Below are 26,914 nucleotides of genomic sequence, written 5' to 3'. Positions count from 1 at the left end.
GAAGTGTAAGGGGTATATCATTATATTTGAAAGCATATCATCTGAATCAATCCTAAAAGACATTTTTAAGCATGGGAATAGTAGAGCGAAGAGAGCGGCTTAGAATACAGGTACGCTCAGACATCGTTAAGACAGCCAAGGACATTGCCCGGGAGGATGGCTGGACGGCTGTTTCGATTCGCAAGATCGCTGATGTGATTGAATACAGCCCACCTATTCTCTATGAATATTTCGAAAGCAAAGACAAGCTCCTGGAAGCTATCCGCATGGAAGGCTTCGACTATTTGCAGGGGGAGTTTGTAAAAATAAAAGGTCATTTCAGCAATCCGCAGAAACAGCTTGTGGAAGTTGCGCAGACGATCTGGAACTTTGCCGTCGAGAATCCGGAAGTTTTCCAGGTGATGTTCAACCTCGAAGGCGCCTACTGCGATTCGAAGAAGGCCTATTCGCACGCGATGAGCATCAAGGACAACCCGGTTTGGGAAATGATCGCAGGGCTTCGTCCCAAATCGGGAGAGCTCGTTACCAAGACTTACTACGAGTGGTGGTGCCTGACCTTCGGGTTTATCAGCATTACCATGACCACCCAGCCCCGTTACGCCTTTTCACAGGCGGAGCCGGTGTACATGGAAGGCATCCGGAGGTTCATCCGGAGCATTATGTAACAGAAGGAGCTGAATGCTGGCGTATCTCTATTTTACTTTGGTGATAAACCAGGGAATATGGAGGTACGCTTTTCGTTAACCACGCATTTCCGCCGATGATCGAATCATGGCCGATCACGGTTTCTCCACCCAGAATGGTCGCATTGGCATAAACCACCACGTTGTCTTCGATGGTAGGATGCCGTTTGTGCGAGGCAAGCGATTTCGAAACATGCGTCGCCCCGAGCGTCACGCCCTGATACAACTTCACATTATTCCCGATATGGGTCGTTTCGCCGATTACGACACCCGTGCCGTGGTCGATGAAAAACGAATGCCCGATTGTCGCATTCGGGTGGATGTCGATGCCGGTCTGGCTGTGGGCAAATTCCGTAAGCATGCGCGGGAGCAGCGGAATGCCGCTTTTGGCAAAAGAATGTGCGAAGCGATATGTGGCAATGGCCATAAAACCCGGATATACCGATATCACTTCCTCGATACTTACAGAAGCCGGATCGTTATCCGTAATCGACCTCGCGTCGGCGAGCAGAGATTCGTAAATGTCCGGAATCCGGGCAAATACCTCATCGAGGATTTCGTTCTTGTCGCGGTCGAGCTGGGGCAGGAGCGGTTGCAACATGCAATCCAGGTCGTTACGCAAATCGGCATACTTCATAGCCAGGTCCTTGGCAGGGCAGCTGGGGCAATCCTTGCTGATCGGAAAGAGAAAATTGATCAGGTTCTGGATAAATTTCCCTGCATCCTGCCGTGAGGGCAGCTTGTACCTGTATTTTTCGTTCTGCGCGGTGAGGCGCTCAAAAAAAAGTGCTTGATGGGTGGCTGTCATCAAAAATAGAGGTTGAACTATACCGTTAAACTAATGCTGGTACCGCTTTTGAGTAACCAACAACGAAATGCACCGAAAAATTTTAAGTGCGGCGTTTTCTTTTTTAAAAAGCCCGGATCTCAGGTTTTTATCCTGATTAAATCGTATATTGAAATATCCTGTGAATTTAGGAAATAAGGCAAGATTCTTTACCGCGTATGTTAAGTTTTAAGTTGCTTCGCTCGGTTATCCTGTTCCTTTTTTTGTCCGCTTTACTGAGCTCCTGCTTTTCCCGGTATATTATTTCAGCCAAGGAAGTGCGGAAACACTATGCTGATAAAAAGGTCAAGCCGAGGGAAATATTCCTCAGGAACGACACACTTTCCCTTTCCCTGGCCAGCATGGGGCCCGATACGCTTCCGATGCTGCTGCTTATCCACGGAGCCCCCGGCTCCCTGTGGGGTTATATGAACCTGATGGACGATGAGGATTTGCAAAAGCATTTCCACATTGTGTCGGTCGACAGGGTGGGTTATGGTAAATCGCGACTGAAAAAGAAACGCTATGTGACGTCCATCGCAACCCAGGCCAACGCCCTGCTACCGGTGTTCTCGCTGAACAAAAGCGGGCAGAAGGTAATCGTGCTCGGTCGTTCCTACGGTGCGCCCATCGCTGCAAAGCTGACTTCCCTCGCCCCCGAGCAGGTGAAGGAGCTCATTATGGTTTCGCCAGTGATCGATCCCGAAAAAGAGCGGTTTTTCTGGTTTTCGAAATGGGGCAGGATGAGTTTCATCCAGCTTTTTCTGCCGAGGGCGTTTAACGCAGCGACCGCCGAAAAATACAGTCATGCCGACGAGTTGCGGAAGCTCCTGCCGGTTTGGGAAAAAATCCATGTGCCTACGACGGTTATCCAGGGTGGCAACGACTGGATCGCCGACCCTGCGAATATCGATTTTGCCAAAAAACATATCAAAAGCAAGCGTGCTCAATACATATTCCTTTACAATGCGGGACATATGATTACATTCTCGCATGCGTCGATGATCAAGGAAATGCTGCTGAAAAGCCGTTTGTTCCAGGACAAGATCACGGCGCTGGACGTGGGGCCGAGCGGCGGGGAGATCGGAAACTGACAACAAAAAAGAAAGCGGCGGGTTACAGAACCTGCCGCTTTTCCGTTAATAATTAACCTATGGTAATACGTGAAATTTTATTTTCACCTAAAACAACTATATTCCATAGGACGATATTTCTGGACGCCACCATTACAGCGGTTGATATTATCTTACGACTTTCTGCGTCACGGCATCTTTATCGTTGCTCGCACGGATAAGGTAGACACCCTTCACGAGCCTGCGCATATCGAATTCTTCCTGTACCGCAATCTGCGGGGTTTTGCTTGCGATTTCGGTGAGAATGCGGCCATTCAGGTCTATCAGTTGCAAACGGATGATCGCGCGTTGCTTGCTGTATGCCTTTACCGTCAGAAAATCTTCCGTAGGCACCGGGTAAGCCTGAATCGCCATGGATACTTCCGGGGATCGGACAACAGGAGTGGAAGTTATCACGCCGCCGTTTTCGGACGATTCGTAAGGCGGCACTTCGACAGTTTCGCCCGGCCGGTCGATGACTGTCACCAGGCCTTCCCGGTAACTTTCCGAAATCCTGGCGCCATTTCGCCATTCGGCCACGATAATTGCAAAAAGATAACTACCCACGACTTCGGGTGCCGTCCAAACCAGTTTGTTTTGGGCCGGCTCCACGCGGAATGTTCCGGTAGCGCTGATTTCGTTGGGGAAAAGGTAACTGTGGTCGACCATCCGCACGCCGCATGTGCCGGGCGAGGGCTTGCTTAGCCGGGCAACTTTGACGGTGATGCTGTCGTTGTCCGCCACTGTCGGTTTAAGGTCAATGGAAAAAACCTGGCGAACACCCGCTTCAAATTCGAGATAGGGCAATACCGGCGTGGAGTTGGGGGCCTGGGTGTCGATGACCGTCCAGAGGAACTGGGAGGTCGTTAAAGCATTCGGCAGGTTCAGGATGTTGCCGGTCCGGCTGTCCAATGCGACCGAAATCTGGTAAATACCGGATGTCGGGTACGTATAAGATGCCTCATATTCACCCACGGCCACATGTGTGGAAATGGCGGTAATCGAAGTACGGGGAAGGGTTTTGGTGTCGCCATTACCGAGGCAGGCAGTTACCGAGCTCAGAGCGTCCGCTGCGCCTTTACCACTTTGGGTATCGAGGTATAACCTCACCTTGATACGATAGGTTTGCCCCGAAACGTGGCTTGCCAGAATTTCCCCGCCCCGCAGGTGCGACGCCTGCGCGTAAGCGGAAAGCAGGATCAGTAAGAGAATATTGTAGACTGATTTCATATAGAGGAAAAGAAGCCGTCAGGTTACAAAACTATACATGTCAGAAACGCGCAAATGCTTCGATTTTGTATGGTTTGTTTTCAAACAAATACAAAAAATGCCGCAGGAAAATCCACTTCCCGGACGCGTTTTTCCTTAATCCTTATAAATCAGTATTTCGCGGTTGCCGTCGGCTTTGACGAAGCCCCGGTACATGCCCTCGCTGTTGAACGGCATAGCTATATTGCCATTGCGGTCTACCGCAATTACGCCGCCTTCGCCACCACGTTCAACCAGTTTTTTCATGACGACCTCATTGGCCGCGTCGGTAAGGCTCATGCCCTTATATTCCATCAATGCGGAAATATCGTACCCAACCACCGAACGGATGAAATACTCGCCGTGACCTGTCGCGGAGACTGCGCAGGTGGCGTTGTTGGCGTAGGTTCCGGCTCCAATGATGGGAGCATCGCCAATGCGGCCATATCTTTTGTTGGTCATCCCGCCGGTAGACGTGCCTGCGGCGAGGTTACCGTATTTGTCCAAAGCCACACATCCCACCGTCCCAAACTTTTTGCCCTCCGTAAAAATCAGCCCGTCGAAATGGCGATAGCCTGTTTTAGGGGCCTTTTTAATCTCCTTTTCCTCCGTTCGCGCCTTTCCTTCCTTCTCCTGCCCGGTATTATGATCGAGCTCCGTCTTCTCCTGTTCTTTCGCGCGCTGCAATGCTTTATACCGCGCTTCAGTGTAGAAATACGAAGGGTCGACGATTTCAAGGCCCTTCTCTTTGGCGAATTGCTCGGCCCCTTTGCCGGCCATCATCACGTGCGCCGATTTGTCCATTACGGCGATGGCCGCCGAAATCGGATTTTTGATGGTTGTAACACCGGCTACCGCGCCGGCTTTAAGCGTTTTGCCTTCCATGATGGCGGCGTCCAGCTCGTTTTTACCCTCGTTGGTGAAAACAGCGCCTTTGCCTGCATTGAATAGCGGCGAATCCTCCATGACGCGAATGGCGGCTTCGACGGCTTGTACGCTTGTGCCACCTTTTTCGAGCACTTCGTAACCTTTTTGCAATGCCAGGTTCAAGCCCTCGCGGTACGCTTTTTCGCGCTCAGGGCTCATGTTCGCACGCGTAATGGTGCCTGCGCCGCCATGTATCACGAGCGTAATCCTGTCGGAATAATCCTGAGCGAATGCCGAAATGCACAAAAGGACCAGCAGCAGGGTAAAGGAAAGTTTTTTCATGAGATGGTAATTTGAGTGATGGTTTCAAATCCGGCGGCTAAATCCTGCATCGCTATCAGCCTGATAATCGGTTAAGTTACGCTTTCGAGAGGGGAAATGCGCGTTTTTTTTAACAGTAGAGGCCATTCCGGTGGTACTTTTGGTAGTTCTAACTCAAAATTTACTCAAAAACCGAAAACTCCGATGAAGAAAGTAGTGCTTGGCCTGGGGCTTCTCCTGGGCAGCCTGTACGGTCCGGCTCATGCGCAACAAGCCGCCGGAGCGGAGCCTGGATGGAAGTATGTGCAGGGCAGGATCGTAACGCCATGGGCGGACAAAGTGGTTCCACAAAACCCCCCATCCCGAATATCCCCGCCCTCAGATGGTGCGACAAAATTGGCTGAATATCAATGGACTTTGGGACTACGCCATCGTGCCGCAAAGTGCCGGCGATGCCCAACCTGCGACTTTTGACGGCAAAATACTGGTTCCGTTCGCCGTGGAATCCGCATTATCGGGCGTAGGCAAAACGGTAGGCAAGGACAGCGTGCTGTGGTACAGGCGCCTGGTCGACTTTTCTCCGAAACTCAAAGATCAGCGGGTACTGATCCATTTCGGCGCCGTGGACTGGAAGGCCGACGTATTCGTGAACGGAAAGCCGGCAGGAAGCCATCAGGGCGGTTATGACCCGTTTACATTCGACATTACCGACCTGCTGGTGAAGAAAAAGCAGCAGGAAATCGTAGTCAAAGTTTGGGACCCGAGCAGCGACGGCCCGCAGCCGCGTGGTAAACAAATCAAAAACCCGCATGGAATATGGTACACGCCGGTAACGGGTATCTGGCAGACTGTCTGGCTGGAAACAGTCGCCACGAGCCATATTACGAAAGTTAACCCCGTGGCCGATATCGATAAGCAGACGCTCACGGTCGGCGCCGAGGTAGCAAGTCCCGGTGCGGCCGACAAGGTGAGAATTACGGTCTGGGACGGCACGAACAAAGTGTCGGAGCAGGAAGTGGCGCCTAACCAGCCCGCCACGCTCGCCATCGGCAATGCGAAACTCTGGTCGCCCGATTCGCCGTCGCTTTACGACCTGACAGTGACCCTTACCCGCAACGGAAAGGTGGTGGATGAGGTGAAGAGTTACGCGGCAATGCGCAAAATAGGCGTCAGGTTCGACGAAAACGGCATTCAGCGCATGACTTTGAATAATAAATTCCTCTTCCAATACGGTCCGCTCGACCAGGGCTGGTGGCCTGATGGCCTCTATACCGCCCCTACCGACGAGGCATTGAAATTCGATATTCTGAAAACCAAGGAAATGGGTTTCAACATGATTCGCAAGCACGTAAAAGTGGAGCCTGCGAGGTGGTACCGCTATTGCGACGAGCTTGGCATGCTGGTATGGCAGGATATGCCAAGCGGCGACCTGGGCAACAACTGGGAGATGCGTCCTGGAATTACCGGCAATGAAACCGACAGGGAGCGCACGCCGGAGTCCGAGAATATCTATAAAACCGAATGGAAGGCTATTATCGACGCCAACCGTTTCTTCCCGTCGATTGTCGTGTGGGTGCCGTTCAATGAGGCCTGGGGACAGTTTAAAACGGCCGAAATCACCAACTGGACTATGCAGTACGACCCGTCCCGTCTTGTGAATAGCGCTAGCGGCGGTAATTTCGAGCCGGTGGGGCATATCATCGACTTGCACAACTATCCTGCACCTGTGATGCCCCGCCCGGATTTGTTCGGTCAGAAACAGATCATTGTCCTCGGCGAGTTTGGCGGCCTCGGCCTGCCGGTCGACCAGCATGTCTGGCAGCAGAAAGATAACTGGGGTTACCAGAGTTTTAAAAACCAGGAGGAGCTCTATAACCGCTATGAAACGTTTATCAACCGGTTCGAGCCATTGATCAGGAAGGGGCTTTCAGCGGCGGTTTACACACAAACGACCGATGTTGAGGTGGAAATCAACGGGCTAATGACCTACGACCGTAAAGTAGTGAAATTCCCGGAGGCGAAATTGAAACAAATCCATTCCAAACTTTACGATCCGTCGTTCGTGAAGCTGAAACCGTAGTCAAGCATTGCATTTAAACTAAAACTGCCCGGAACGACCCGGGCAGTTTTAGTTTAAAACAATATCAAAAAGCATCAATTACCTTTCATCTGCGCTTCCACGACGGCTATTGCCACCATGTTCACGATCTCGCGCACCGAACTACCCAATTGCAGCACGTGCACCGGCTTTTTCAAGCCGAGCAGGATGGGGCCGATGGTTTCGAGTTCTGCCGCTTCTTTAAGCAGGTTGTAAGCGATGTTGCTGGCCGAGAGGTTCGGGAAGATCAACGTGTTGGCACCGCCGTCGACCAGGTCGCTGAACGGGTGGTTTTCCTTCAACAATGCCGTATTGAATGCCAGGTGCGCCTGCATTTCACCTTCCACGATCATGGACGGGTTACGCTTTTTCAGAATGGCAGTGGCGTCGCGCATTTTCTCGGCGTCGGCACCTTTGGCGCTTCCGTAGTTGGCGTAGGTTACCAATGCAATGCGTGGCTGGATATTGAAGCGTTCAACGGCTTTTGCTGTTAACTCGGTGATTTCCACGATGTCGTCGACGGTCGGGTCGAGGTTCACGGTGGTGTCCGAGAAGAACAGCGGCCCTTTGGGCGTGAGCAGAATGTACATACCCGCTACTTTGTTGACGCCTTCCTGCTTGCCGATCACGTGCAATGCGGGGCGGATCGTGTCGGGATAGGTCCTCGTCAGACCGGAAATAAATGCGTCCGCCTCTCCGTTTTCGACCATCATCGACCCGAAGTAGCTTTTGAAATACATCGTACGGCGGGCTTCGATAGGGGTAAGGCCCTTTCTTTTACGCTTGTCGAACAGTTTCGAAGCATATTTCTCGATCATCGGCTCGCTTTCCTCGGCGCGCGGGTCGATGATCGATACGTCGGCGAGGTCGAGTTTGCTTTCGCGGATCAAATGCAGGATGGTTTCCTTGTTGCCCAGCAGGATCGGCGTGGCAATGCCTTCGTCGCGCACCTGTTGAGCCGCGCGGAGCACCTGGATGTTTTCGGCATCCGCGAAAACGACTTTCTTCGGGGCGAGTTTCGCCTTGTTGAGGATCACGCGCGAGATCTGCTCGTTACGGCCGAGACGGTTCGAGAGTTCCTGCTCGTAAGCGTCCCAATCCGTAATTACCCGTCTTGCCACGCCGGTCGCGATGGCGGCCTTAGCCACAGCAGGCGCGACGGTCGTCAGCAGGCGCGGGTCTACCGGTTTTGGAATAATATAATTTTTACCAAAAACGATGTTCGTCTCGTTGTAAGCGAGGTTTACGATGTCGGGCACAGGCTTGGTGGCAAGATCGGCCAGGGCGTGAACGGCGGCCAGTTTCATTTCCTCGTTGATTTCCGTCGCGCGTACGTCGAGCGCGCCCCTGAATATGTACGGGAAGCCCAGCACGTTATTTACCTGGTTGGGGTAATCCGACCGACCCGTTGCCATGATCACGTCCTCCCGTGCCTCTACAGCGTCGGGGTAGGGGATTTCCGGGTTCGGATTGGCCATTGCAAGTACGATCGGGTCCTTGGCCATGGATTTGACCATTTCCTTGGTGACAATGTTCGCCGTCGAGAGACCGAGAAAAAGGTCGGCCCCCACCATGGCTGCTTCGAGCGATTCGTAAACATTGTCGGTCGCGAATTGCTTTTTCATTTCGCTCAGGTCCGTCCGGCCATTGTGGATATGGCCTTTGGTATCGAACATGGCGATGTTTTTCGGGTTTGCACCCAATGCGAGGTACAGCTTCGTACACGAAACCGCGGACGCGCCCGCGCCCGAGACGACGACACGAATGTCGTTGATATCCTTGTTAACGAGTTTCAGCGCATTCAGCATCGCCGCGGCGCTGATTATCGCCGTACCATGCTGGTCGTCGTGCATCACGGGAATGTTCAGCTCTTTTTTGAGCCGCTCTTCGATGTCGAAACATTCGGGAGCTTTGATGTCTTCGAGGTTGACCCCGCCGAAAGTTGGTTCGAGGATTTTGACGGTCCTTACAAATTCGTCGACGTCCTTGGTGTTGAGTTCTATATCAAAAACGTCGATGTCCGCATAAATTTTGAAGAGGAGCCCCTTGCCTTCCATGACAGGTTTGGAAGCTTCCGGGCCGATATCGCCAAGCCCCAGCACCGCGGTACCATTGCTGATAACCGCTACCAGATTGCCCTTGGCAGTATATTGATAGGCGTTTTCTACATTGTCGGCGATTTCCAGACAGGGCTCTGCCACGCCGGGCGAATAGGCAAGCGAAAGGTCGCGTTGGGTACTCGTTTCTTTGGTGGGAATAACCTGTATTTTTCCTGGCCTACCCTTGGAATGGTAGTATAGCGCGTCTTCTTTTCTGATCTTTTTGTTCATACCTAAGTGGACGATGTTTCGCGCTAAGGTACAAACATTCGGTTCATCGCAATGAATCGGGATAAGGTATTCGTGAGAAATTCATTGCCGTTTCGGGGCGGCCCGTCGCGGCCGGTTACTGGAACGTGGAAAGGTCGTCGTCGGCCAGTGACGGGCTTTTAGCCAAATTTTTCCGCTCTTTTACGGAAACAATGCGTTTTTTGAGAAAATAGGCAAATACCATGTACACCCCGAACATTCCGATGTAAATGTAAAGGGAGGCGGTGTTGGTGATGTTGCCATGGAACGCGAAGAACAACGCCGTGTTCACGATCGTCACCATCCAGAGCGTAAACGAAGCCCAGAAGTGGTTCAGACCGTTGTCGATCAGGATATGGTGCATGTGGTTACGGTCGGCCACAAAAGGCGAGCCGCCTTTGAAAATACGCACAATAAAGACGCGCAGCGTGTCGAAGATCGGGACAATAAGGAGTACCATTACGATAATCGGCGCATTGAAATAGGCATTCGGATCGTGCAGGTAGCCGACATTGAGCGACAGGAATTCCACGGAGAAGATCGACAGCAGATAGCCGACGATCAGCGAGCCCGTATCGCCCATAAAAATCTTGCTCGTTTTGGAAAAATTGAAACGGAGGAAGCCCAGCAGGGAGCCCGACATCGCGAATGCAAGGCAACCGAACGAGAAATGGTCGTTGGCGATAAACCAGATACCGAACCCGAGCCCGGCGATGAGGCTGATACCGCCCGCCAGCCCGTCGATCCCGTCGATGAGGTTAATCGCATTGATAATGGCGATGAAAATGAAGACGGTCAGCGGGATGCTGATGAAATCGGAAACGCCGTGAATACCGAATATCCCGTAGAAGTTATCGACTTTGAAATTGCCCATCGCCACAAGTATCAGCGATGCAAAAATCTGGATAATGAGCTTTTTGGTGGGGTCGACGGCCAGAATATCGTCCTTGATCCCCAGGAAAAAAAGGATGATTACGCCGGTCATCGCCAGGCTGATCAGGTTGGAATCAAGGATATTCTCCGAATGCGGCCAGAGGAAATAGGCGATCAGCGTGGCTGCAAATATGGCGATCCCCCCCAGGGTAGGTGTTTCCGTTTCGTGCGAACTCCTGAAACCCGGCTTGGCCGTCAGGTGCAGGAGGTTCGAAAGGTTAATAATGATAGGGATGGAGATGATGGATAAAAAACATGCGATCAAAAACGAGAGCAGGCATTGGTAAATGTCGTGATGAACGAGCGAGTTGACGTTCCCTTCGGTAAGTATCTGCAGAGGTAGTTGTAGTTCCATAATACCTGTCAATTAGTGAAGTGCGTTGAGGACGGACCTGAAAGTCCTTATTCAGATGTCGAAATATATACCAATAATTGAAATATGCAAACGGCTGATTATCAAAATATTTACCATTTGGTTTACGATACTCCGGTTGACTTCCTGTCCTTAGATAAATTGAATTATTTTTCTCAAAGGTTTTAACCACAAAGTGTAAAACCTCGGTTCCAGATTGTTGATTTTCCATGCGAGCCGGTCGTTGCGGTTAGCCGCAATACGGTTTTTTAGTGTGCTGTTGCTGACTCCGCCGGCCCGCATTTTCACGAGGACCTTCGGCACGTATGCCAGCCTGATTTTCTCGCGGTGCACGAATCGCAGCATAAGCTCATAATCGGCCGCGCTTCCCAGATCGAGGCGGAAATTACCGTGCGCGTTGTAAACTTCTTTCCTGACGAAAAAAGTCGGGTGAGGCGGCATCCATCCGTTCAGGAATGCACCTGCCTTATATGCACCAGAGACCCACTTCCGGCGCACGATCGTTGCATCGTTCGCATCAATATATTCAAGATCTCCATAGGAAGCGTCGAAGTCGCCGGAAGCCAGTACCTCGGCTACATCGCTGATCACCGACGGATACGCGTAAAAATCGTCGGCATTCAATATTCCTATCACATCCCCGGTTGCCAATTGTATGCCTTTGTTCATGGCGTCGTAAATTCCGGCGTCGGGTTCGCTTAGAAAATGCGCGATTTTGTCGCCATACGATCGAACGATTTCCTGCGTACCATCACTGGAATTTCCGTCGACGACAATGTATTCGACTTCGGCGTAATCCTGCCCAAGCACGGAGTCGATACAGTGGCGGATCGTCGCGGCTCCATTATAAACAACCGTAAGAATGCTTACTTTCAACTGGTTATAGTTCTTGTTTTGACATATTTCGCGGGATTTCCCTGGTAAATCCCGTAAGGTTCCAGATGGCCCGTCGCTACCGAACCCACCGTTAACAGCGCATGAGAGCCCACCTGCACGCCCGGGCAAACCGTCGCTTGGGCGCCGATCCACGAGCCGGGACCGAGGGTTATCGGCTTTACGATCAGGTCGAAAGTGCTTTTCCGGTAATTATGATTGCCGGTGAGCAGCATTGCACCCTGCGACAAACATGCATTTGATTCAATAGTCACCAAAGTGAGGTTGTCGATCCACACATTCTCGCCGATCCAGACATGGTCGCCGATGTGCAGGAACCACGGATATTTGATATTTACCTTCGGCTTGATCACCACGCCGCGTCCGATCTTCGCCCCGAACAGCCGCAGCAGCGCCGCTTTGAATGCCGACGGATACGGGATATGTGTGTGAATGAACAACCGGTTGAGCAGGTACCAGCCGATCAGCCTCGGATAGCTGCCCGGCCTGTACCAGTCGTTGTTATATACGGACAGATTGGTTTGGGTTTCTGAGGTCTTTTCCATATTCCGTCCTGAAATGTGAAATAATTGCTTCTTTGTCGCGCCCGGCGCGGTGGTACACTTCGTATATCTTGGCGTCCACCAGGAAGCGGTACCAAAACCCCTGTAAAACGTGCCACATCAGCCCCTTTGTTCCATCCAGAAAGCCCAATTTGAAAAAGTACCTGAATATGAAATAAATGAACGGCCTCGTGAAAAGCGGCATACTGGCGTATTTGATTTTCAGGAAACGCGTACGCTGTTCCTGGCTGCCCCAGAAACTGGGCTTAACCGTCTCCTTGCTATCAAAGTTATATTTAATGTTCAATAGGTCAATCACCTCCCGGATTGCGTAATTGTTATGCTTTTGCGTCCACCATGTGAGGTTGTTGAGGTTATGATCGACGATATCGTGCTGTAATTGAGCCGTAGTGCCGCTGCTGAGTTTGATATGCTCGTCCATCCAGAGCTCTTCGCAGATGCCCAGCCCGCTCCGCCACACGCGCAGGAGCCAGATAGGGTAATAGCCGCCGCGACGGATCCATTTTTCCATGAAAATCACCCGCCGCTTGATGTACAAGCCGGAGATATCCTCCTGGAAACTTCGCAGTGATGTATTCAACTCGTGAGCGAGTTCGGCGGTGATATATTCGTCCGCATCCATTCGCATAAGCCATTCGGTCTTGAACGGGTTATTGCGAATGCCGAAATTGAACTGGAATGCGTACGAAACCCAGGGATTTTGCACCACGGTAGCGCCGAAGCTTTCGGCGATCGCTACGGTGTCGTCGGTTGAGAAAGAATCTACAATGAAAATTTTGTCGGTAACCTGCAACAGGCTCTGAATACACCTGCCAATGTGCCTGGATTCGTTGTGTGTTAAAATGATGACGGATAAATCGACCATACTGGCTTGGAAACAGGACCGGCGCCGTTCGCCGGTGCCGGTTAGCGGTTACTTCGGGAGCAAATGTAGTTACTTTTTTTGAACTTTCTTGTATTCTTCCAATAACTGATTGGCAACCACCCGGATGTCAAAATTTTCGGTTACCATCTTGTAGGCTCGATTTGCGATGGCTTCGGCATAAGCTTTGTCTTGTAATATTTTAAGAAGGCCCTCGGCTACGCCATCGCTTGTCAACGGTGTGAGGTAAGCTGCGTCGTACCTGGCTATATAATCGCCGAAACCCACGCGGTCGGATACGAGCGCGGGTACTCCCGAGGTCATCGCTTCGAGTACGGCGATCGAAAAACCTTCCGAGTAGGAGGGCGAAACGAACAGGTCGGCATCGGCTAATGCCTCTTTTTTGATGGTGTCGGTCAGCATTCCTACAAGCTTGATGCGGTCTCCGAGGTTATGTTTCCGGATAAATTCCTCCGTTTCGGCCTGGTAACCGTCGTCAGGGCCGGCCAGCACGAGCCGGGCGTTGGGTAACAGCCGGTGCACCTTATCGAATGCGGGCAAAAGGAGGTCGAGCCCTTTCTTGATGTTGAGCCTCGCCATAAACAGTACCATTTGCTGATCGGGCGAAATGCCGTATCTGGCCCTGAAAATGCCTTTTGCCGGTAAATGGGAACGGGTATACTCGTCGAGCTTCATACCGTTGGGCACAATCACCATGTTTTTGGGGCGATAGCCGAGGTAGCGGATCACGTCCTCCTCTTCGTCGGTGTTATTGATCTGGATGAGGTCGGCTTCGCCAAGGAGCCTTTTCTGGTACAGAAACGTGACGAGGTCCTTTTTCCATTTGCTGTGCGCCACGGCCCATTTGTCGAGCAATCCATGGATCGTAATCACCTTAACTGCCCTGGAAGGTATCAGGAACGGCGCGAGGCTGCCGAAATGCCAGATGCCGTGCATGTGCACCACATCGTATTCATGAATGTGCTTTTTAAGGTATTTGTACAAATCAATGGAGAATTCCCGGTAAAAGTTGCTCACCGGTGTGGTGCGCGCGACCTGGATCAGGCGTGCGCCCTCGGGCACGGGGTACATTTTCTCTCCGGGTGTCATCGGACTCAGGATATCAACCTGGTGGCCCTGCTTCACAACTTCCGTGGTGTGGTCGTAAATAATGCGGGCCGGGCCTCCGATCGCCCATGTATATGCACAAATATTGAGTATTCGCATGCTTTGAATGTATAGTTGTGTTCGTCAGGCTCCTTTCCGTTGGCCGGCCAGCTCCCGGTAGGTCTCTACCATTTGGGCCGCCACCGGCGCCGAAGCGAAAGGAGCGATTAATTTCAGGGATTCCAGCCCCATGCCGGCAATGCGGTCGGGGTTTTGGATAAAATAGTTCAGATGTTTTTCCAGATCAGTTTGTCGCGTATAATCGAATGTAAACCCGTTGACGCCATTCCGCACGAGGTCGCCCACACAACCGCAAGTTTGCGATACGATCACCGGCATTCCGCAAACCATCGCTTCGTTCACCACGAGCCCCCACGGTTCCGACTTGCTCGGCAACACGAGCACGTCGCTCTGCGCCAGCCAGCCAGGCACGTGGTACCACGGAAAACCGCCCGCGAAAACGACCTTGCCTGCAATGCCCAGCCCGTCGGCCAGCTTTTTGAAGCGCTTCCCGCTCCGGGCCGTCACCAACAAGCAGAAGCTGCCAATCCGAACCGGACTGTTTTCCGGCGTTCGCAAATGCACGGATCAGCGTATTCAGGTTCTTTTCCGCCGCCAGCCTTCCTACATATACGAACTTTCTGTGAACGGCATTTTCCGCCGTGTTGGCAGCAAATGCTTTTTTTGCCTCGTCGTAACGTTCCCGGATCACCTGCTCGTCGATTACCGCCGCGTTTCGGACCGCAATTGCGCGTTTCGCTACACCCAGGCTTTCCAGGTATTCGGCGGAGGTTTTCCCAAAGCAAAAAAATGCGTGGGCGCGGCTAACGATTGCTTTTTTGACCCACTCTTTCCAGGCCGACCGGTTATGGTCAGCGGATGAAGACTCGGAAGAAATCACCACTTTCACTCCCTTCCACCGCGCGTAGAACATCAGCAGCACCTGCGCCCAGTCGAAATAGCCGGTAATGTTGAGTACGTCGGGCCGGTATTCACGGAATATTTTAAAGAGCGCCGCCCTTCTTTCCCCCAAACCGACCTGGTCGAGGCTTCGCCTGAAAAGTAACCGGTACGGGTAGTCGTAAACGATCGTGTCGTCGGCTTGCATGGCTTTCCGGCTTGCTTCGTACAACGCGATTTGCGCCACCAGAAACTCGTCGGCGGGGTCGGCCTTTTCAATGGCCTTCCCGATCTCGCTGAAGAGCTTCGATTTGTAATGCGCCCATAATTGGTTGTGAACAATCAGTACGCGCATCATTTATGGAGGTTAAGGTATTCCTGAAACAAGGGGTACAGGTTGTTTGCCAGAAAAACCTGGCCCCGGCTGTTGAAATGGACGACATCCATTTTACGGTAATTGGCTTTCGACACGCCGAACCGGAATTCGTCTATCAGCCGGATGTTCTTCTCTTTGGCGAATGCGATGATCTCCTGTCCCTGGTCGTTAAAGTGTCCCAGATCGATCTCCGAAATTTCGGGATGCAGGTAAATGAACATCGGAATGTTGCTCTGCTTCGCGATTTCGTAAATCTGCTCGTAACCCGGATTGAATACCAGTCCCGGCTTGCGGATACCGGCGTCGTTGAGCTTCTTGGCTGCAATGGTGTCCTCGACGGCCTTCGCATCGGCGGCCACGTGCGCGCTGTCGGTCACATGGGGCTTGACGATCGCGATCTTTTCCTCAGTTTTTTTCGGCTCCGGCGACAGGAAAAGGGTATCCAGATAATAAAAGAAGATCCAGCGGTAGCGGTCCCAAAGCTCGTACAACGCCACTTTATACTGCTTGTCGGGCCATCCGGGGTCGATACCCACCGGGCTCTGGTTCGACATAATGTCGTGTGCATCGTGACTGCTCGTAACGAGGCATATCAGCCTTGCGTTGAAAGTGCCGTATTTTTTGAGATAGGCGGCGATATTGTCGGGGCCCCATGAACCGGCGGAGATATTCAGTACACGGACGCGCTTTCCGAAATCTTTCAGGAAACGTTTTTCGAGCAATGTCGACGCGATACTGTCCTGATCGGTAAGGCTGCCGCCGTTCACCACCGAGTCGCCGATCAGCAATATCACTAGGCTGTCGGTAGGCAGCACTTCTTCGTTCCGCATCGAATAGCTGTTCGTTCTGAGTACCTGCCCGAACCGTTTTACGTCCTGGTTGGGTGCGTAGATATATTCAAAATCAGGATCCGATATGTAGAGCGGCGAGTTACAAAAGCCGTATTTGACCCTCAAAACAACCTCCGTAATCCCGGCGAGAATGACAATAGCAATTAAAGAACCGTAAACAAACTTTAACATCAAGTGAACGTCGTCTGCGTCGAAAGTGACTGCAAATTTAGGATTACTTTTTCCAATTACGGCTTTTTCGGCGGTCGTTAACTAAATATGTCGGCAATTACCTCCCGGCATGGCGGTGTTGCCGGGGTTTCTCCCCAAAGTTCGCGCCAGCCCCCGACCCGCATTGGTCCGGGAACGGGTAGCGCGAATTTTTCTTCCGAATAAAATGATGGTATGTGCTGGCATAGGTCTTTTTGACCCTGGCGGTGAAGCATTCAATCAATTAAGACCTAAAAAACAAAGTCATGAGATTTATAGAATCAAAAGCGGGGGGAACCGGCGAGCCGGTAAAAATCCTCGTGCACGAAGTAGGGCAGGGAAAGCCCGCCTTATTTGTTTCCGGCTGGCCGCTAAGCCATGAAATGTGGGAGTATCAGTTCAATGTGCTGCCCAAACACGGCATTCGCTGCATAGGCTATGACCGTCGCGGCTTCGGCAGGTCCGACAAGCCCTGGAACGGGTACGACTACGACACGCTGGCGGGGGACCTCAAAGCGGTGATCGACGGACTGGATCTGAACGATGTAGTGCTCGTCGGCTTCTCCATGGGCGGTGGCGAGGTGGTCCGCTACCTGAGCCGTTACGGTAGCGGCAAAGTCTCGAAAGCCGTGCTGATCAGCTCGGTACTTCCCTATATGCTCCTGACCGACGATAATCCCGAAGGTTTGCCACAGGATATGTTCGACGGTTTCGTAAAGGACATCGAGAATGACCGTCCGAAATTTCTGTCGCATTTCGCCAGGGATTTTTACGGAAACGGGTTCCTGAACAACGCGGTAAGCGACGAGCTGCTCCAATGGCATAGCATGCTGGCATTGCAGGGCTCGGGGCGTGCTACCACGCAATGTATCCGCAGTTTCAGCGCCACCGATTTCCGCAATGAAATTTCGCTGCTCGATATCCCGGTGCTGATCATTCACGGCGAGGACGACAAAACGGTCCCTCTCAAAGTGAGCAGCGAACGCACTTCCGAAATGCTGCCGGGCGCGGAATATATTGTATACGAAAGCGCACCGCATGGCCTTTTCGTAACGCATAAAGAGCGGTTAAACCAGAACCTTATCCAGTTTATCAACCAGGAGGTGGTCACGATCAGTAACCCGTACACCGATATCGTGACGTAGGGAAACGGCCCGCTTGTTTGACCCGTAGGGACCGCCCGTAATGCGCGGCCCTGCTCTTATGCGATCATTTCGATCAGTTCGATACGGTTCCCGAACGGGTCGCGGAAGGAGAAGCGGTTACGGTCGGGGATCTTGCTTTCATTCTTGACCGGGACACCATGCTGTTCCAGAAGGGCCCGGGCTGCTTCCAGGTCCTGAACCTCAAATGCCGGATGGCGCTGTGAAAGGTCGTGGACCGCTTCGGCCCGGATATGGAGCTGGATATCGCCCATCTGGAACCAGATCGCGCCGTTGGGGAGCGGGTAGCCCAGATCGGTCAGTTCTTCGAGGCCCAGTACGCCTCCGTAAAATTCGCGGGCCCGCTGCTCTGCGCCGGGAGGGATGCAGAGCATGATGTGGTCGAGTCTTTTGAAGTTTATTTTCATGATAAGGAGTGAATTCGCAAGTCATAACTACACCCATATTTTGGATAACCCTTCTTTGGCACCCATAATCGGGTCGAGGCCCGGTACCGGCACCTTGGCGATATTTTCCAGCGCACGCGGCCTGTCGCCCGGTTCGCCACGCAGGATGTCGTAGTCGCGCCCGTCGGGATAAGCGCCCACGACGGCAAAATCCGCCGAGGCTTCCAGCTTTTTGTGGCCCACACCGGCAGGTATCACCACTACGTCGCCTGCCCGGACGTGCAGCTTTTCCCCGTTCTCGCCGCCCATGTGAAGCAACGCGTTCCCCGCATATACACCGAGCACCTCGTGCGTGATGCTGTGATAATGATGGTAGGGAAACACGCCATTCCGCCACGAATTCGTCCAGTTGTTCGCGGCAAAGCGTTTTTCGAACCAGGTCGCGCCTTCGTGCCCGGTTAACCCGGAAACACCGTGATAAACCAGGAGCGGCAGTTTGTTGTTGGGAATACTGCCGTCGTCGTTGAAATGGTAGATATGTGGTTGTGTCGTATCCATGATCGCTGTAACTGGTGTATTCATCTTGGCAATGGCCCTTTACTTACCTCCTTCCCTTCTTTCCAAACGGATTCGATCTTCCTTGTGTTCCGGATATCGTGGAAAGGATTGGCGGAGAGGACGAGCAAATCGGCTTTTTTTCCTTTTTCGAGCGTGCCTTTCTCATGACCGATGCGTAGGGCGGTAGCGGCATTGCGGGTGGCTATGGTAATGGCCTGCGCGGGAGTGAGGCCCGCCTGGGTCATCAGCTCCATTTCAAGATGCTCCGTGAATCCCTGCGTGCGTACCGGAAATGCGCCCGAGTCGGTGCCCAGCGCTACGGGAATGCCGGCGTCATGAATTTTTTTCAAATTGGTCATTGCCGTTTTAAAGGCCGACATATTCCGCTGGTAATCGGGGGAATTTTTAATCTTTTCACCATAGGCTTTGTCGGTAATCATTTCAAACACGCCCGGTTCGAGGGAAGCCTTGAAAAAGGCGTCGTTGAGCCAGTAAGGATTGTCTGCGTATGCAAACTGGTACTCGTCGAGCGATAAAGTCGGAATGTAGGTTACATTTTTCTGCTTCATTTTCATAAGCAAGTCCTGGTCAACTTCCTTGTCCCGGATGCTATGGGCGATAATATCGATACCGGCTTCGGTTAGTTTGCGGGCGTCTTCGGCGTAAAAAAGATGGGCTGCCACGCGAATGTTGCGTTTATGCGCTTCCCGGATAATGGCCTGGTAAATCTCCGGCTTCATTTTTTGCGCATTACCGCCATGGTCGTCGACCCAGATTTTCACGACAGTCGGTTTCACCGCCGCGAGTTTATCCATCATAGCCGGAACTTCCTCCGGCGCGTTGGGGCGTAGCAGGAGGTTCATCCAGGAGCCAGGGTTAGGGTCGGGTGTATTAAAACCGTAGCCGGCCGAATAGAGCCGTGCGCCCGGCAACTGCCCGCGCTGTGTGGAGTCTATGAACCCGTTGAATATCAGCGGGCGGTCCGTTCCCATGGCCAGCACCGCGCTCACGCCGTAATCCTCGTACTTTTTCAGATGGCGGAGCAGGTTCTCGCGTGTGTAGTTGTCGGCCGACGAGGTCGTTCCTTTGAGCGTTCCTACATGGGCGTGCGCACACACGAGCGAGGGCATGACGGTCTTTCCGGTCAGGTCTATTTCGCGGGCACCGGCGGCTTTGATGCCTTTTTCAACCGAGACGATCTTTCCCTGGTCAATGAGGATGTCCGTACGCACCTTCGGAGCGGCGCCTGTGCCGTCGATCACGGTCGCGTTTTTAAGCAATATGGGGCCGGTCGTTTGTGCCAGGCCGTGGCCGCCTGCGAGGGAGCCAAGCAAGGGCAGTAGCAGGAAGAGGTTTTTCATGTATGCATGGGTTTGGATGGTCAGAAATGATGTGCGTGGCGGGGGATGCTGGTATGCATTTTGTTTTAAAAACAGGCATCCGCACCAACCGGTGCGAAAAATAAAACATCCATTCTAAAAAATAATACCATGGCCAAATATTCGAAAAAAGCCGGTGAGAAGGTGGAAGAGGCCTTGCACGAGCAAAAAGAAGGCAAACTGGAAGTCGGGTTCGGGAAAGAAGGTGACGTCACGGAAGCAGGCCGTCGCTATCGGTTTGTCGGAGGCACGGAAAGAAGGCGCCAAAGTCCCGAAAAAGAAAGATTAACCTGACTCCGACAGAAGGTCCTTTTCCCCCGGATAAGTAGAAAAGGACCTTTTTATTAAAAAACAGAAAACGTGGATGACCGAAACGTAGAATTTGTTTTAGAATATTATAAAATTAGCTTCCGGATCTTCTTATACTTACAAAAATCGGCCACTATGGACTATATTGTGGGAGTTAAAAGGATTGGCTACTGACGTTTCTAATTTGTAAGGCTCGAAAAATGAATGATCTAAGGAAGGAGCTGTTGAAGCTGCTGCAAAAGGAGGAGTGTGTATTTGACTTTATCCAGGACGCAGCCACAGACGGATTACTGATTTGGAGACATTCAGACTCCCATACCTGCTGGCCCGACGCGAGGCTGCAACGAACCCTTACCCAACGAACGCAATCATCCGATAGCACCGACCCCTTACCAGCGCTTTTGAATAGCCGCTCCTTCATATTGCATATGGAGAGCGCCCGTGCGCATTTTCCCGAAAGCCGGGAACCGTGCACAGGGATCGTGCGTGTTCTGCGCGACGATCTGCAGGTCGTGCGCCTGCAGGTAACCTCCGTTTCCGTATTCTCGGAGGAGCAGGGCTGGCTCATTTTGTCGGGCTTCCGCCATGACGGCCCGATACCGGACCTGCCGGGCCTTATTACCGGTACCGAACTTTACAGGTCCTTCCTGAACAGCAATTCGATATACGTCACCTGCATCGATCTCGAAGGAAATTACAAATATGTAAACGATCATTTTTGCGAGTTTTTCGGGCTCGACAGGAATGAGCTCATAGGCACGTCGTCGCTCGCAGGGATTGTGCCTGACGATGTGGCAAAGTGCGTACAGGCGGGGGAGCAATGCTTTGTCAATCCGGGAACGCCTAATCCGGTGGTGCTGCGGAAGTACGCCTCGGGCGACGGCGTTAAAACAACGCAATGGGAGTTCACGGGGATTGCGGATGAAAACGGCGTCGTTACAGAGATTGTGTGCGTGGGCTACGATATTACGCAACAGCTCAAAGTCGAGGAGGACCTTTCCGTGCTAGTGTCCAACATGCAGGACGTGCTTTTCACGATCTCGCCCGCCGGGGTTTTCAGTTACGTGTCGCCCAGCTGGACGTCGATGTACGGATATACAGTGGAAGAGACGGTGGGCAGGCCGTTTACCGAGTTTATTCATCCCGACGATTTCCATGTCTGCTTCGAGGCGTTGCGGATCACCGCCGAAACGGGTGTGCCGGTGCCAGGCGGCGTAGAGCACCGCATCAGGCACAAGAACGGAGCCTGGTCATGGAGCAATACCAGTGCAAACATCGATCCCGTCAGCAAGGACATCATCCTGACAAGCCATGACATTACGGAACTCCGCAATTCCAGGGAGCGCTTGAAGGAACTGGCTATTGTTGCCTCCAACACCACCGATTACATCGTTATCACCGATGCAAGCGGAAATATCACGTGGGTCAACAAAGCTTACGAAACGCACACAGGTTATCACAGAAGGGAAGTTGAAGGAAAGAACCCGATGCTGATGCTCCGGGGGCCGGAAACAGACCCCGACACACTCGAGCGCATCTGGCAGTTTTGCAAAGACAAGAAGATTGTCAGGGAGGAGGTGCTTTGTTATACCAAATCGGGTGAGAAATACTGGGTCGACCTTAAAATCACGCCCGTATTCGACGATTATGGCAATTGTACCAATTTCATTGCCGTCGAAAGGAACATAACGGCGCGCAAGGAATCCGAACAGGAGCTGAGGCGGATCAAAGACCTTCAGGAGCAAACCAACAGCGTCGCCCGCGTAGGCGGATGGGAGCTGTATGCACGCACGGGCGAGCTTTACTGGTCGTCTACCACCAGGGAAATCCATGAAGTTGGCCCCGATTATCAGCCGGAAATCGAAACCGCCATCCTGTTTTACAAGGAAGGGCCGGGCAGGGAAGTCATTAAGCGGGTCCTGGCGGAGGGACTTTCACGTGGTACTCCCTGGGACACAGAGTTGCAACTGGTCACGGCAAAAGGCAACGAGTTGTGGGTCAGGACGATCGGGAAGGCGGAAATGGTCGATGGCGCATGCGTGCGGCTGTATGGTGCTTTCCAGGACATCACGCACCGAAAGCAGGCGGAAGTGGACATCATGAATTCCGAAGCCAAATTCCGCAGCCTGTACGACTCTACAAGCGATGCGGTAATCCTCTTCGATCGTACCGGTTATCTCGATTGCAACGGGGCCGCATTGAAAATGTTCGGGATCGATTCGGTGAAAACCCTGACGGAAATGCCCATGGGAGACTTGTCGGGACTGAGCGAGCAGGGAATGGAGGGGACGCGGCGCGACGGTGACCGGCATGTTCAGCAGGTTTATGAAAAGGGTACGCACAGTTTCGAGTGGAAATACAGGCGGTTCGGCGAGCCGAAGGAGTCGTTTATCGCCGAGGTGCTCCTGAACCTGATCCGGATCAATGATACGGAGATTATTCAGGCCGTGATCCGCGACATTACCCTGCGCAAGCGAGCGGAACTAGAACTGCTCGAAGCGCGCGAACAAGCGGAGGCGGCGAGTAAACTGAAATCGGAATTTCTCGCGAATATGAGCCATGAAATCCGGACGCCGCTCAACGGCGTGGTCGGATTTACCGATTTGCTGATGAAAACCAACCTGGACGAGACCCAGCAGCAATATATGTCGATGGTCTTCCAGTCGGCCAATTCACTGATGGACATTATCAACGACATTCTCGATTTTTCCAAAATAGAGGCGGGGAAACTCGAATTGACTCCCGAAAAGACGAACCTGCTGGAAGTATGCGGGCAGGTGGCCGATATGGTGACCTATCAGGCACAGCAGAAGCACCTCGAAATGTTGCTCAATATTCCGGCCGATATCCCGCAGATGGTCTGGTGCGATTCGGTGCGTTTGCGGCAGATACTCGTGAACCTGCTCAGCAACGCGGTGAAATTCACCATCAAGGGGGAGATCGAACTGAAAATCGAGCTGTTGAGTACGGTAAGCGGCCTGGAATACACCTTCCGGTTCTCCGTACGCGACACCGGCATCGGTATCGACCCGCAGAACCAGCGCCGCATTTTCGATGCATTCTCACAGGAAGATTCTTCCACCACCAAGCGTTTCGGCGGTACCGGGCTGGGGCTTACCATTTCGAACAGCCTGCTCGGGTTGATGGACAGCCGTTTGCAACTCGCGAGTGAACTGGAAAAGGGCAGTACATTCTTTTTCGACGTGACGTTCAGAGCGGTGGAAGGCGAGGACAGTTTCGAATGGGAAAATGTGGAGCAGATCCGGAAAGTGCTCATCGTCGACAATAACAACCGCAACGGGCAGATTTTGAAAGACATGCTGGGCAACAAGCAAATCGGATCGGACTATATCGATAACGGGGAGGAAGCCTGCCGGTTACTGGCGTCGGGCAAGCCGTATGACGTGGTGCTGATCGACAGCCAGATGCCCGGCTGGGACGGTATCGAAACCATCCGCAACATCAGGAAGCTGGAAAACGGGGAGCAGAAACAACCGGTGATATTGCTCAACGATTCATTCGACGAAGAGGCGTTGCGGGCCATCGGGAATGAATTGGATATCAAACATTTCTTGGTAAAACCTGTCAAAATCCGGCAGCTCTTTCAGGCACTTTCGGATCTCGGCCTCAAATCGGAAAGATTGGAAACCGGGCCGCAAATCGTCGTACGGGAAAACCGGGTGGAAGACATTTATGAAACAGATGAAGTGAAAATACTCATAGCCGAAGATCACAAGATCAACATGCTTCTTGTGAAGTCCATGCTCGCCAAGATACTGCCAAACAGCGAGCTGATCGAAGCGGCCAACGGGAGGGAAGCGGTTGCGGCATTCCGCGAGTTCAATCCCGAAATTGTCTTTATGGACATTCAAATGCCCGAAATGAATGGCTACGAAGCCACGCGGGAAATTAGGGAGGCGGAAGGCGGTACGCACGTGCCGATCATCGCCCTCACCGCCGGCACCGTCGTGGGCGAGCGCGAGAAATGCATTGAAGCCGGAATGGACGATTACCTGACCAAACCGGTATTGAAAGACACGCTGGAAGCCGCTATCCGCAAATGGCTCTATAAAAAATAAGAGGGCGGGAAATTGCTTCCGCCCTCTTATGGTGGCGCTTACCCGTTCACAACCTGCCCGCCGTTGGGATGCAGCACCTGCCCGCTCATATAGGAAGCGTCCTCGCTCGCCAGGAACACATAGCATGTAGCTACCTCGCAAGGTTGCCCCGGCCGCTTGAATGGCGTATCCCTTCCGAATTTCTTGACCCGCTCCGAGTCGAAGGTGGAGGGGATCAGCGGCGTCCATATCGGGCCCGGCGCCACGGCGTTCACCCGGATCCCTTTTTCGGCAAGATTGCCCGCCAGCGATCGGGTGTAGGCCACAATAGCCCCCTTCGTGGAAGAATAGTCGAGCAGCGAAGGGCTGCCGTGGTATGCCGTTACCGAAGTGGTGTTGATGATTGAATCTCCCTGGCTCAGATGTGGCAAGGCGGCCTGGGTGAAATAGAAAAAGGAGAAAATGTTCGTCGCAAATGTGTCGTTCAACTGTCCCGCGGAGATCTGGTCGACGCTTTCCCTGGGATGTTGCTCGGCGGCGTTGTTTACGAGAATGTTCAGTTTGCCGAACTCATTGACGGCACGGCTGACGGCCTCTTTGCAAAATGCCTCGCTGCGGATGTCGCCCTGGATCAGTAGGCAGTTTTTGCCTTCGGCTTCCACCATCGCCTTGGTATCGGCGGCGTCCTGGCTTTCGTTCAGGTAAACGATGGCGATATCGGCGCCCTCTCGTGCGAAATGAACGGCTACGGAGCGGCCTATTCCGCTGTCCCCGCCGGTGATGAGCGCCGTTTTTCCTTGCAGTTTGCCGCTTCCGCGATAGTTTTCCCGGATCACCACCGGTGCCGGGTCCATAACTTCCTCTATGCCGGGCTGGGCGCTTTGCGTCTGCCCGCGGGTATCGATGTCTAAACTCATAATGGATAGTCGTTTTTGTGGATTCGACCCAATGCCAAAAAGCACATGCCAGCCGCCATGAACGGCCGGAGCATGCCCTGCCGTTGTGAATGAGTAAAGAATTTCACACTGCCGGGTGCGCAGACAAACCCCAAAAGGTGGCTTTGCCGCGCTGTGAAGCGTTCGGCACGGTTATTAACGCAAGCCTGCCGATGGGGCTGTCGGGGATAGCCGGCAAACGTTTAGCATATGGATCCAAAGAAAGTAGTTATTGTAGGAGGGGGCTTTGCGGGCATCAATCTGGCACAAAAGCTTTCCCGGAATAAATCGTTCCGCATCGTGCTGGTGGATAAGAACAATTACAATTTCTTCCCGCCATTGCTTTACCAGGTTGCCACAGGCTTTCTGGAAGCGTCGAATATCAGCTATCCTTTCCGCAAATTTTTTCAGGGGAAAGACAACCTCCGGTTTTGCCTCGGGGCATTCAGGCAAGTGTTTCCAAACGAGAAACGGATAGATACCGAAAGCGGCGATATTTATTACGACTACCTCGTGTTCGCGACCGGCACCGAAACCAACTATTTTGGTATGGAAAACGTGCGCAAGAACGCGGTGCCGATGAAAACCGTCCAGGATGCCCTGGCGTTACGCAACCATATTCTCCGGCTGAAAGAACAGGCAACGAGGGAAAGCGACCCGGCCAGACGGAAAAGGCTGCTGTCCATTGTGGTGGCAGGCGCCGGGCCTACGGGGGTGGAAGTTTCGGGAATGCTGGCGGAAATGCATAAAAGCATTTTTAAAAGAGACTATCCTGAACTGAAAAAGGAAGAAGTACAAATTTACCTCGTGGACGCGCTGCCGGTGGTATTGAATCCGATGAGCAAAAAATCGCAGGAAGAAACGCTGGCGGAATTGCGCGGATTGGGCATTCAGGTGCTGCTGGATCACGCTGTAAAGGATTATGACAACGGAATAGTCACATTCGCAAACGGAAAGACCATCGAAACGGAAACGTTGATATGGACGTCCGGCGTAACCGCCACCGCATTGCCCGGGTTGCCGGCGGAAGTCCTTGGCAGGGGCAAGCGCGTGCAGGTTGACCAGTATAACCGCGTGAAGGGTTTCGACGACATCTTTGCCATCGGCGATATCTGCATCATGGATTCGGACGAGGGCTTTCCCAACGGGCATCCGCAACTCGCGCAGGTCGCGATTCAGCAGGGCAGGAACCTGGCCCAAAATCTGCGGTTGTGGCTCGAAGGGCGACCGCCCAGGCCATTCAGGTACAAGGATAAAGGTACGATGGCGATTATCGGGGTGAATAAGGCGGTCGCCGATTTGCCCGGTATGCATTTCAAAGGATTCATTGCCTATTTTCTGTGGCTTGTCGTGCACCTGTTTTCGTTGATCCGCTACCGTAACCGCGTTAAGACGTTTTACAACTGGATGGTGGCGTTTTTTACAAGGGACCAATCCCTGCGTTTCATCCTCGACGCGAAGCCTGAAAAACCAGGCCTCTAATTATGTAAATTTACTTAACACCTAAAAACAGCT

At 52.6% G+C, this 26,914-nt stretch carries 19 protein-coding genes and 3 pseudogenes; 7 read left to right on the top strand and 15 right to left on the bottom strand.

Features of this window, described 5'->3' with window-relative positions:
• Positions 1-71 precede the first annotated feature (71 nt).
• Positions 72-665, top strand: coding sequence for a TetR/AcrR family transcriptional regulator (locus ABV298_RS02345; protein ID WP_353720593.1), 594 nt, complete (start codon positions 72-74; stop codon positions 663-665).
• Here ABV298_RS02345 and epsC read toward each other — a convergent pair.
• The gene (gene epsC, locus ABV298_RS02340; RefSeq protein ID WP_353720592.1) at positions 658-1,491 is read right to left on the bottom strand and encodes a serine O-acetyltransferase EpsC; all 834 of its coding nucleotides are present in this window, start codon (positions 1,489-1,491) and stop codon (positions 658-660) included. The genes ABV298_RS02345 and epsC overlap by 8 nt on opposite strands.
• A 242-nt stretch (positions 1,492-1,733) precedes the next feature.
• Between epsC and ABV298_RS02335 the strand changes: the two genes are divergently transcribed.
• Positions 1,734-2,603: an alpha/beta hydrolase gene (locus ABV298_RS02335; RefSeq protein ID WP_353720591.1), complete on the top strand. Its 870-nt coding sequence runs from the start codon at positions 1,734-1,736 to the stop codon at positions 2,601-2,603.
• Positions 2,604-2,750: 147 nt separating this feature from the next.
• Here ABV298_RS02335 and ABV298_RS02330 read toward each other — a convergent pair whose 3' ends face one another.
• Both ABV298_RS02330 and ABV298_RS02325 read right to left on the bottom strand, forming a co-directional pair.
• The gene (locus tag ABV298_RS02330; RefSeq protein ID WP_353720590.1) at positions 2,751-3,851 is read right to left on the bottom strand and encodes a T9SS type A sorting domain-containing protein; all 1,101 of its coding nucleotides are present in this window, start codon (positions 3,849-3,851) and stop codon (positions 2,751-2,753) included.
• Between the two features lie 135 nt (positions 3,852-3,986).
• Positions 3,987-5,078, bottom strand: coding sequence for an isoaspartyl peptidase/L-asparaginase (locus ABV298_RS02325; protein ID WP_353720589.1), 1,092 nt, complete (start codon positions 5,076-5,078; stop codon positions 3,987-3,989).
• 183 nt (positions 5,079-5,261) lie between these two features.
• Here ABV298_RS02325 and ABV298_RS02320 point away from each other — a divergent pair.
• Positions 5,262-7,137, top strand: a pseudogene (locus tag ABV298_RS02320) (sugar-binding domain-containing protein).
• A 74-nt stretch (positions 7,138-7,211) separates the two neighbouring features.
• Here ABV298_RS02320 and ABV298_RS02315 read toward each other — a convergent pair.
• The 8 genes and pseudogenes from ABV298_RS02315 to ABV298_RS02280 all read right to left on the bottom strand — a co-directional run bounded on the left by ABV298_RS02315 (position 7,212) and on the right by ABV298_RS02280 (position 16,593).
• The gene (locus tag ABV298_RS02315) at positions 7,212-9,485 is read right to left on the bottom strand and encodes an NADP-dependent malic enzyme (protein WP_353720588.1); all 2,274 of its coding nucleotides are present in this window, start codon (positions 9,483-9,485) and stop codon (positions 7,212-7,214) included.
• Positions 9,486-9,600: 115 nt separating this feature from the next.
• Entirely contained in the window at positions 9,601-10,791 is a 1,191-nt protein-coding gene (locus ABV298_RS02310) for an MraY family glycosyltransferase (protein WP_353720587.1), read from the bottom strand.
• 150 nt (positions 10,792-10,941) lie between these two features.
• Positions 10,942-11,685 carry a glycosyltransferase family 2 protein gene (locus ABV298_RS02305; protein ID WP_353720586.1) on the bottom strand — a complete coding sequence of 248 codons (744 nt, stop codon included), beginning with the start codon at positions 11,683-11,685 and terminating at the stop codon, positions 10,942-10,944.
• A complete protein-coding gene (locus tag ABV298_RS02300; RefSeq protein WP_353720585.1) occupies positions 11,682-12,248 on the bottom strand; it encodes a putative colanic acid biosynthesis acetyltransferase in 567 nt (188 codons plus the stop codon). Before ABV298_RS02300 ends, ABV298_RS02305 begins: the two co-directional genes overlap by 4 nt.
• The gene (locus ABV298_RS02295; protein WP_353720584.1) at positions 12,205-13,131 is read right to left on the bottom strand and encodes a glycosyltransferase family 2 protein; all 927 of its coding nucleotides are present in this window, start codon (positions 13,129-13,131) and stop codon (positions 12,205-12,207) included. Before ABV298_RS02295 ends, ABV298_RS02300 begins: the two co-directional genes overlap by 44 nt.
• A gap of 69 nt (positions 13,132-13,200) precedes the next feature.
• Positions 13,201-14,355 (bottom strand): glycosyltransferase, encoded by a 1,155-nt coding sequence (locus tag ABV298_RS02290; protein WP_353720583.1) that lies wholly within the window; start codon positions 14,353-14,355, stop codon positions 13,201-13,203.
• A 27-nt stretch (positions 14,356-14,382) separates the two neighbouring features.
• Positions 14,383-14,896, bottom strand: a pseudogene (locus tag ABV298_RS02285) (hypothetical protein); the annotation flags it as partial.
• Between the two features lie 653 nt (positions 14,897-15,549).
• Positions 15,550-16,593, bottom strand: a complete 1,044-nt coding sequence (locus tag ABV298_RS02280) for a hypothetical protein (RefSeq protein WP_353720582.1) — start codon at positions 16,591-16,593, stop codon at positions 15,550-15,552.
• A gap of 284 nt (positions 16,594-16,877) precedes the next feature.
• Here ABV298_RS02280 and ABV298_RS02275 point away from each other — a divergent pair, with 284 nt between their 5' ends.
• Positions 16,878-17,756 (top strand): alpha/beta hydrolase, encoded by an 879-nt coding sequence (locus ABV298_RS02275; protein WP_353720581.1) that lies wholly within the window; start codon positions 16,878-16,880, stop codon positions 17,754-17,756.
• A 56-nt stretch (positions 17,757-17,812) separates the two neighbouring features.
• Here the strand turns inward: ABV298_RS02275 and ABV298_RS02270 are convergent, their stop codons facing one another.
• From ABV298_RS02270 to ABV298_RS02260, 3 genes are read right to left on the bottom strand one after another with little or no spacing between them, the layout of a single operon-like run.
• Entirely contained in the window at positions 17,813-18,181 is a 369-nt protein-coding gene (locus ABV298_RS02270) for a VOC family protein (RefSeq protein ID WP_353720580.1), read from the bottom strand.
• A 27-nt stretch (positions 18,182-18,208) separates the two neighbouring features.
• On the bottom strand, positions 18,209-18,718 hold the full coding sequence (locus tag ABV298_RS02265) for a cupin (protein WP_353720579.1): 510 nt from the start codon (positions 18,716-18,718) through the stop codon (positions 18,209-18,211).
• A 20-nt stretch (positions 18,719-18,738) separates the two neighbouring features.
• Positions 18,739-20,079: an amidohydrolase family protein gene (locus ABV298_RS02260; RefSeq protein ID WP_353720578.1), complete on the bottom strand. Its 1,341-nt coding sequence runs from the start codon at positions 20,077-20,079 to the stop codon at positions 18,739-18,741.
• 129 nt (positions 20,080-20,208) lie between these two features.
• Between ABV298_RS02260 and ABV298_RS02255 the strand changes: the two are divergent.
• Positions 20,209-20,386 (top strand): annotated as a pseudogene (locus tag ABV298_RS02255) (DUF6496 domain-containing protein).
• A 220-nt stretch (positions 20,387-20,606) separates the two neighbouring features.
• Positions 20,607-24,485: a PAS domain S-box protein gene (locus ABV298_RS02250; protein ID WP_353720577.1), complete on the top strand. Its 3,879-nt coding sequence runs from the start codon at positions 20,607-20,609 to the stop codon at positions 24,483-24,485.
• A 38-nt stretch (positions 24,486-24,523) separates the two neighbouring features.
• On the opposite strand, the gene ABV298_RS02245 is transcribed toward ABV298_RS02250, so the two are convergent.
• On the bottom strand, positions 24,524-25,381 hold the full coding sequence (locus tag ABV298_RS02245) for an SDR family oxidoreductase (protein ID WP_353720576.1): 858 nt from the start codon (positions 25,379-25,381) through the stop codon (positions 24,524-24,526).
• A gap of 228 nt (positions 25,382-25,609) precedes the next feature.
• Here ABV298_RS02245 and ABV298_RS02240 point away from each other — a divergent pair, with 228 nt between their 5' ends.
• Entirely contained in the window at positions 25,610-26,881 is a 1,272-nt protein-coding gene (locus ABV298_RS02240; protein ID WP_353720575.1) for an NAD(P)/FAD-dependent oxidoreductase, read from the top strand.
• Positions 26,882-26,914: the final 33 nt, after the last annotated feature.

Source organism: Dyadobacter sp. 676 (assembly GCF_040448675.1).
In the GTDB taxonomy this organism is placed as follows: Bacteria; Bacteroidota; Bacteroidia; order Cytophagales; family Spirosomataceae; genus Dyadobacter.
The sequence above is the reverse complement of the archived record's forward strand: the minus strand, read 5'-3'. Positions and strand labels throughout refer to the sequence as shown.

What these genes read in the sequence shown, in the direction of transcription:
- ABV298_RS02280 (WP_353720582.1), bottom strand. Translation starts at nt 16,593, where the DNA reads ATGTTAAAGTTTGTTTACGGTTCTTTAATTGCTATTGTCATTCTCGCC.
- epsC (WP_353720592.1), bottom strand. Translation starts at nt 1,491, where the DNA reads ATGACAGCCACCCATCAAGCACTTTTTTTTGAGCGCCTCACCGCGCAG.
- ABV298_RS02325 (WP_353720589.1), bottom strand. Translation starts at nt 5,078, where the DNA reads ATGAAAAAACTTTCCTTTACCCTGCTGCTGGTCCTTTTGTGCATTTCG.
- ABV298_RS02300 (WP_353720585.1), bottom strand. Translation starts at nt 12,248, where the DNA reads ATGGAAAAGACCTCAGAAACCCAAACCAATCTGTCCGTATATAACAAC.
- ABV298_RS02240 (WP_353720575.1), top strand. Translation starts at nt 25,610, where the DNA reads ATGGATCCAAAGAAAGTAGTTATTGTAGGAGGGGGCTTTGCGGGCATC.
- ABV298_RS02270 (WP_353720580.1), bottom strand. Translation starts at nt 18,181, where the DNA reads ATGAAAATAAACTTCAAAAGACTCGACCACATCATGCTCTGCATCCCT.
- ABV298_RS02310 (WP_353720587.1), bottom strand. Translation starts at nt 10,791, where the DNA reads ATGGAACTACAACTACCTCTGCAGATACTTACCGAAGGGAACGTCAAC.
- ABV298_RS02265 (WP_353720579.1), bottom strand. Translation starts at nt 18,718, where the DNA reads ATGGATACGACACAACCACATATCTACCATTTCAACGACGACGGCAGT.
- ABV298_RS02250 (WP_353720577.1), top strand. Translation starts at nt 20,607, where the DNA reads ATGAATGATCTAAGGAAGGAGCTGTTGAAGCTGCTGCAAAAGGAGGAG.
- ABV298_RS02245 (WP_353720576.1), bottom strand. Translation starts at nt 25,381, where the DNA reads ATGAGTTTAGACATCGATACCCGCGGGCAGACGCAAAGCGCCCAGCCC.
- ABV298_RS02315 (WP_353720588.1), bottom strand. Translation starts at nt 9,485, where the DNA reads ATGAACAAAAAGATCAGAAAAGAAGACGCGCTATACTACCATTCCAAG.
- ABV298_RS02330 (WP_353720590.1), bottom strand. Translation starts at nt 3,851, where the DNA reads ATGAAATCAGTCTACAATATTCTCTTACTGATCCTGCTTTCCGCTTAC.
- ABV298_RS02345 (WP_353720593.1), top strand. Translation starts at nt 72, where the DNA reads ATGGGAATAGTAGAGCGAAGAGAGCGGCTTAGAATACAGGTACGCTCA.
- ABV298_RS02290 (WP_353720583.1), bottom strand. Translation starts at nt 14,355, where the DNA reads ATGCGAATACTCAATATTTGTGCATATACATGGGCGATCGGAGGCCCG.
- ABV298_RS02275 (WP_353720581.1), top strand. Translation starts at nt 16,878, where the DNA reads ATGAGATTTATAGAATCAAAAGCGGGGGGAACCGGCGAGCCGGTAAAA.
- ABV298_RS02260 (WP_353720578.1), bottom strand. Translation starts at nt 20,079, where the DNA reads ATGAAAAACCTCTTCCTGCTACTGCCCTTGCTTGGCTCCCTCGCAGGC.
- ABV298_RS02295 (WP_353720584.1), bottom strand. Translation starts at nt 13,131, where the DNA reads ATGGTCGATTTATCCGTCATCATTTTAACACACAACGAATCCAGGCAC.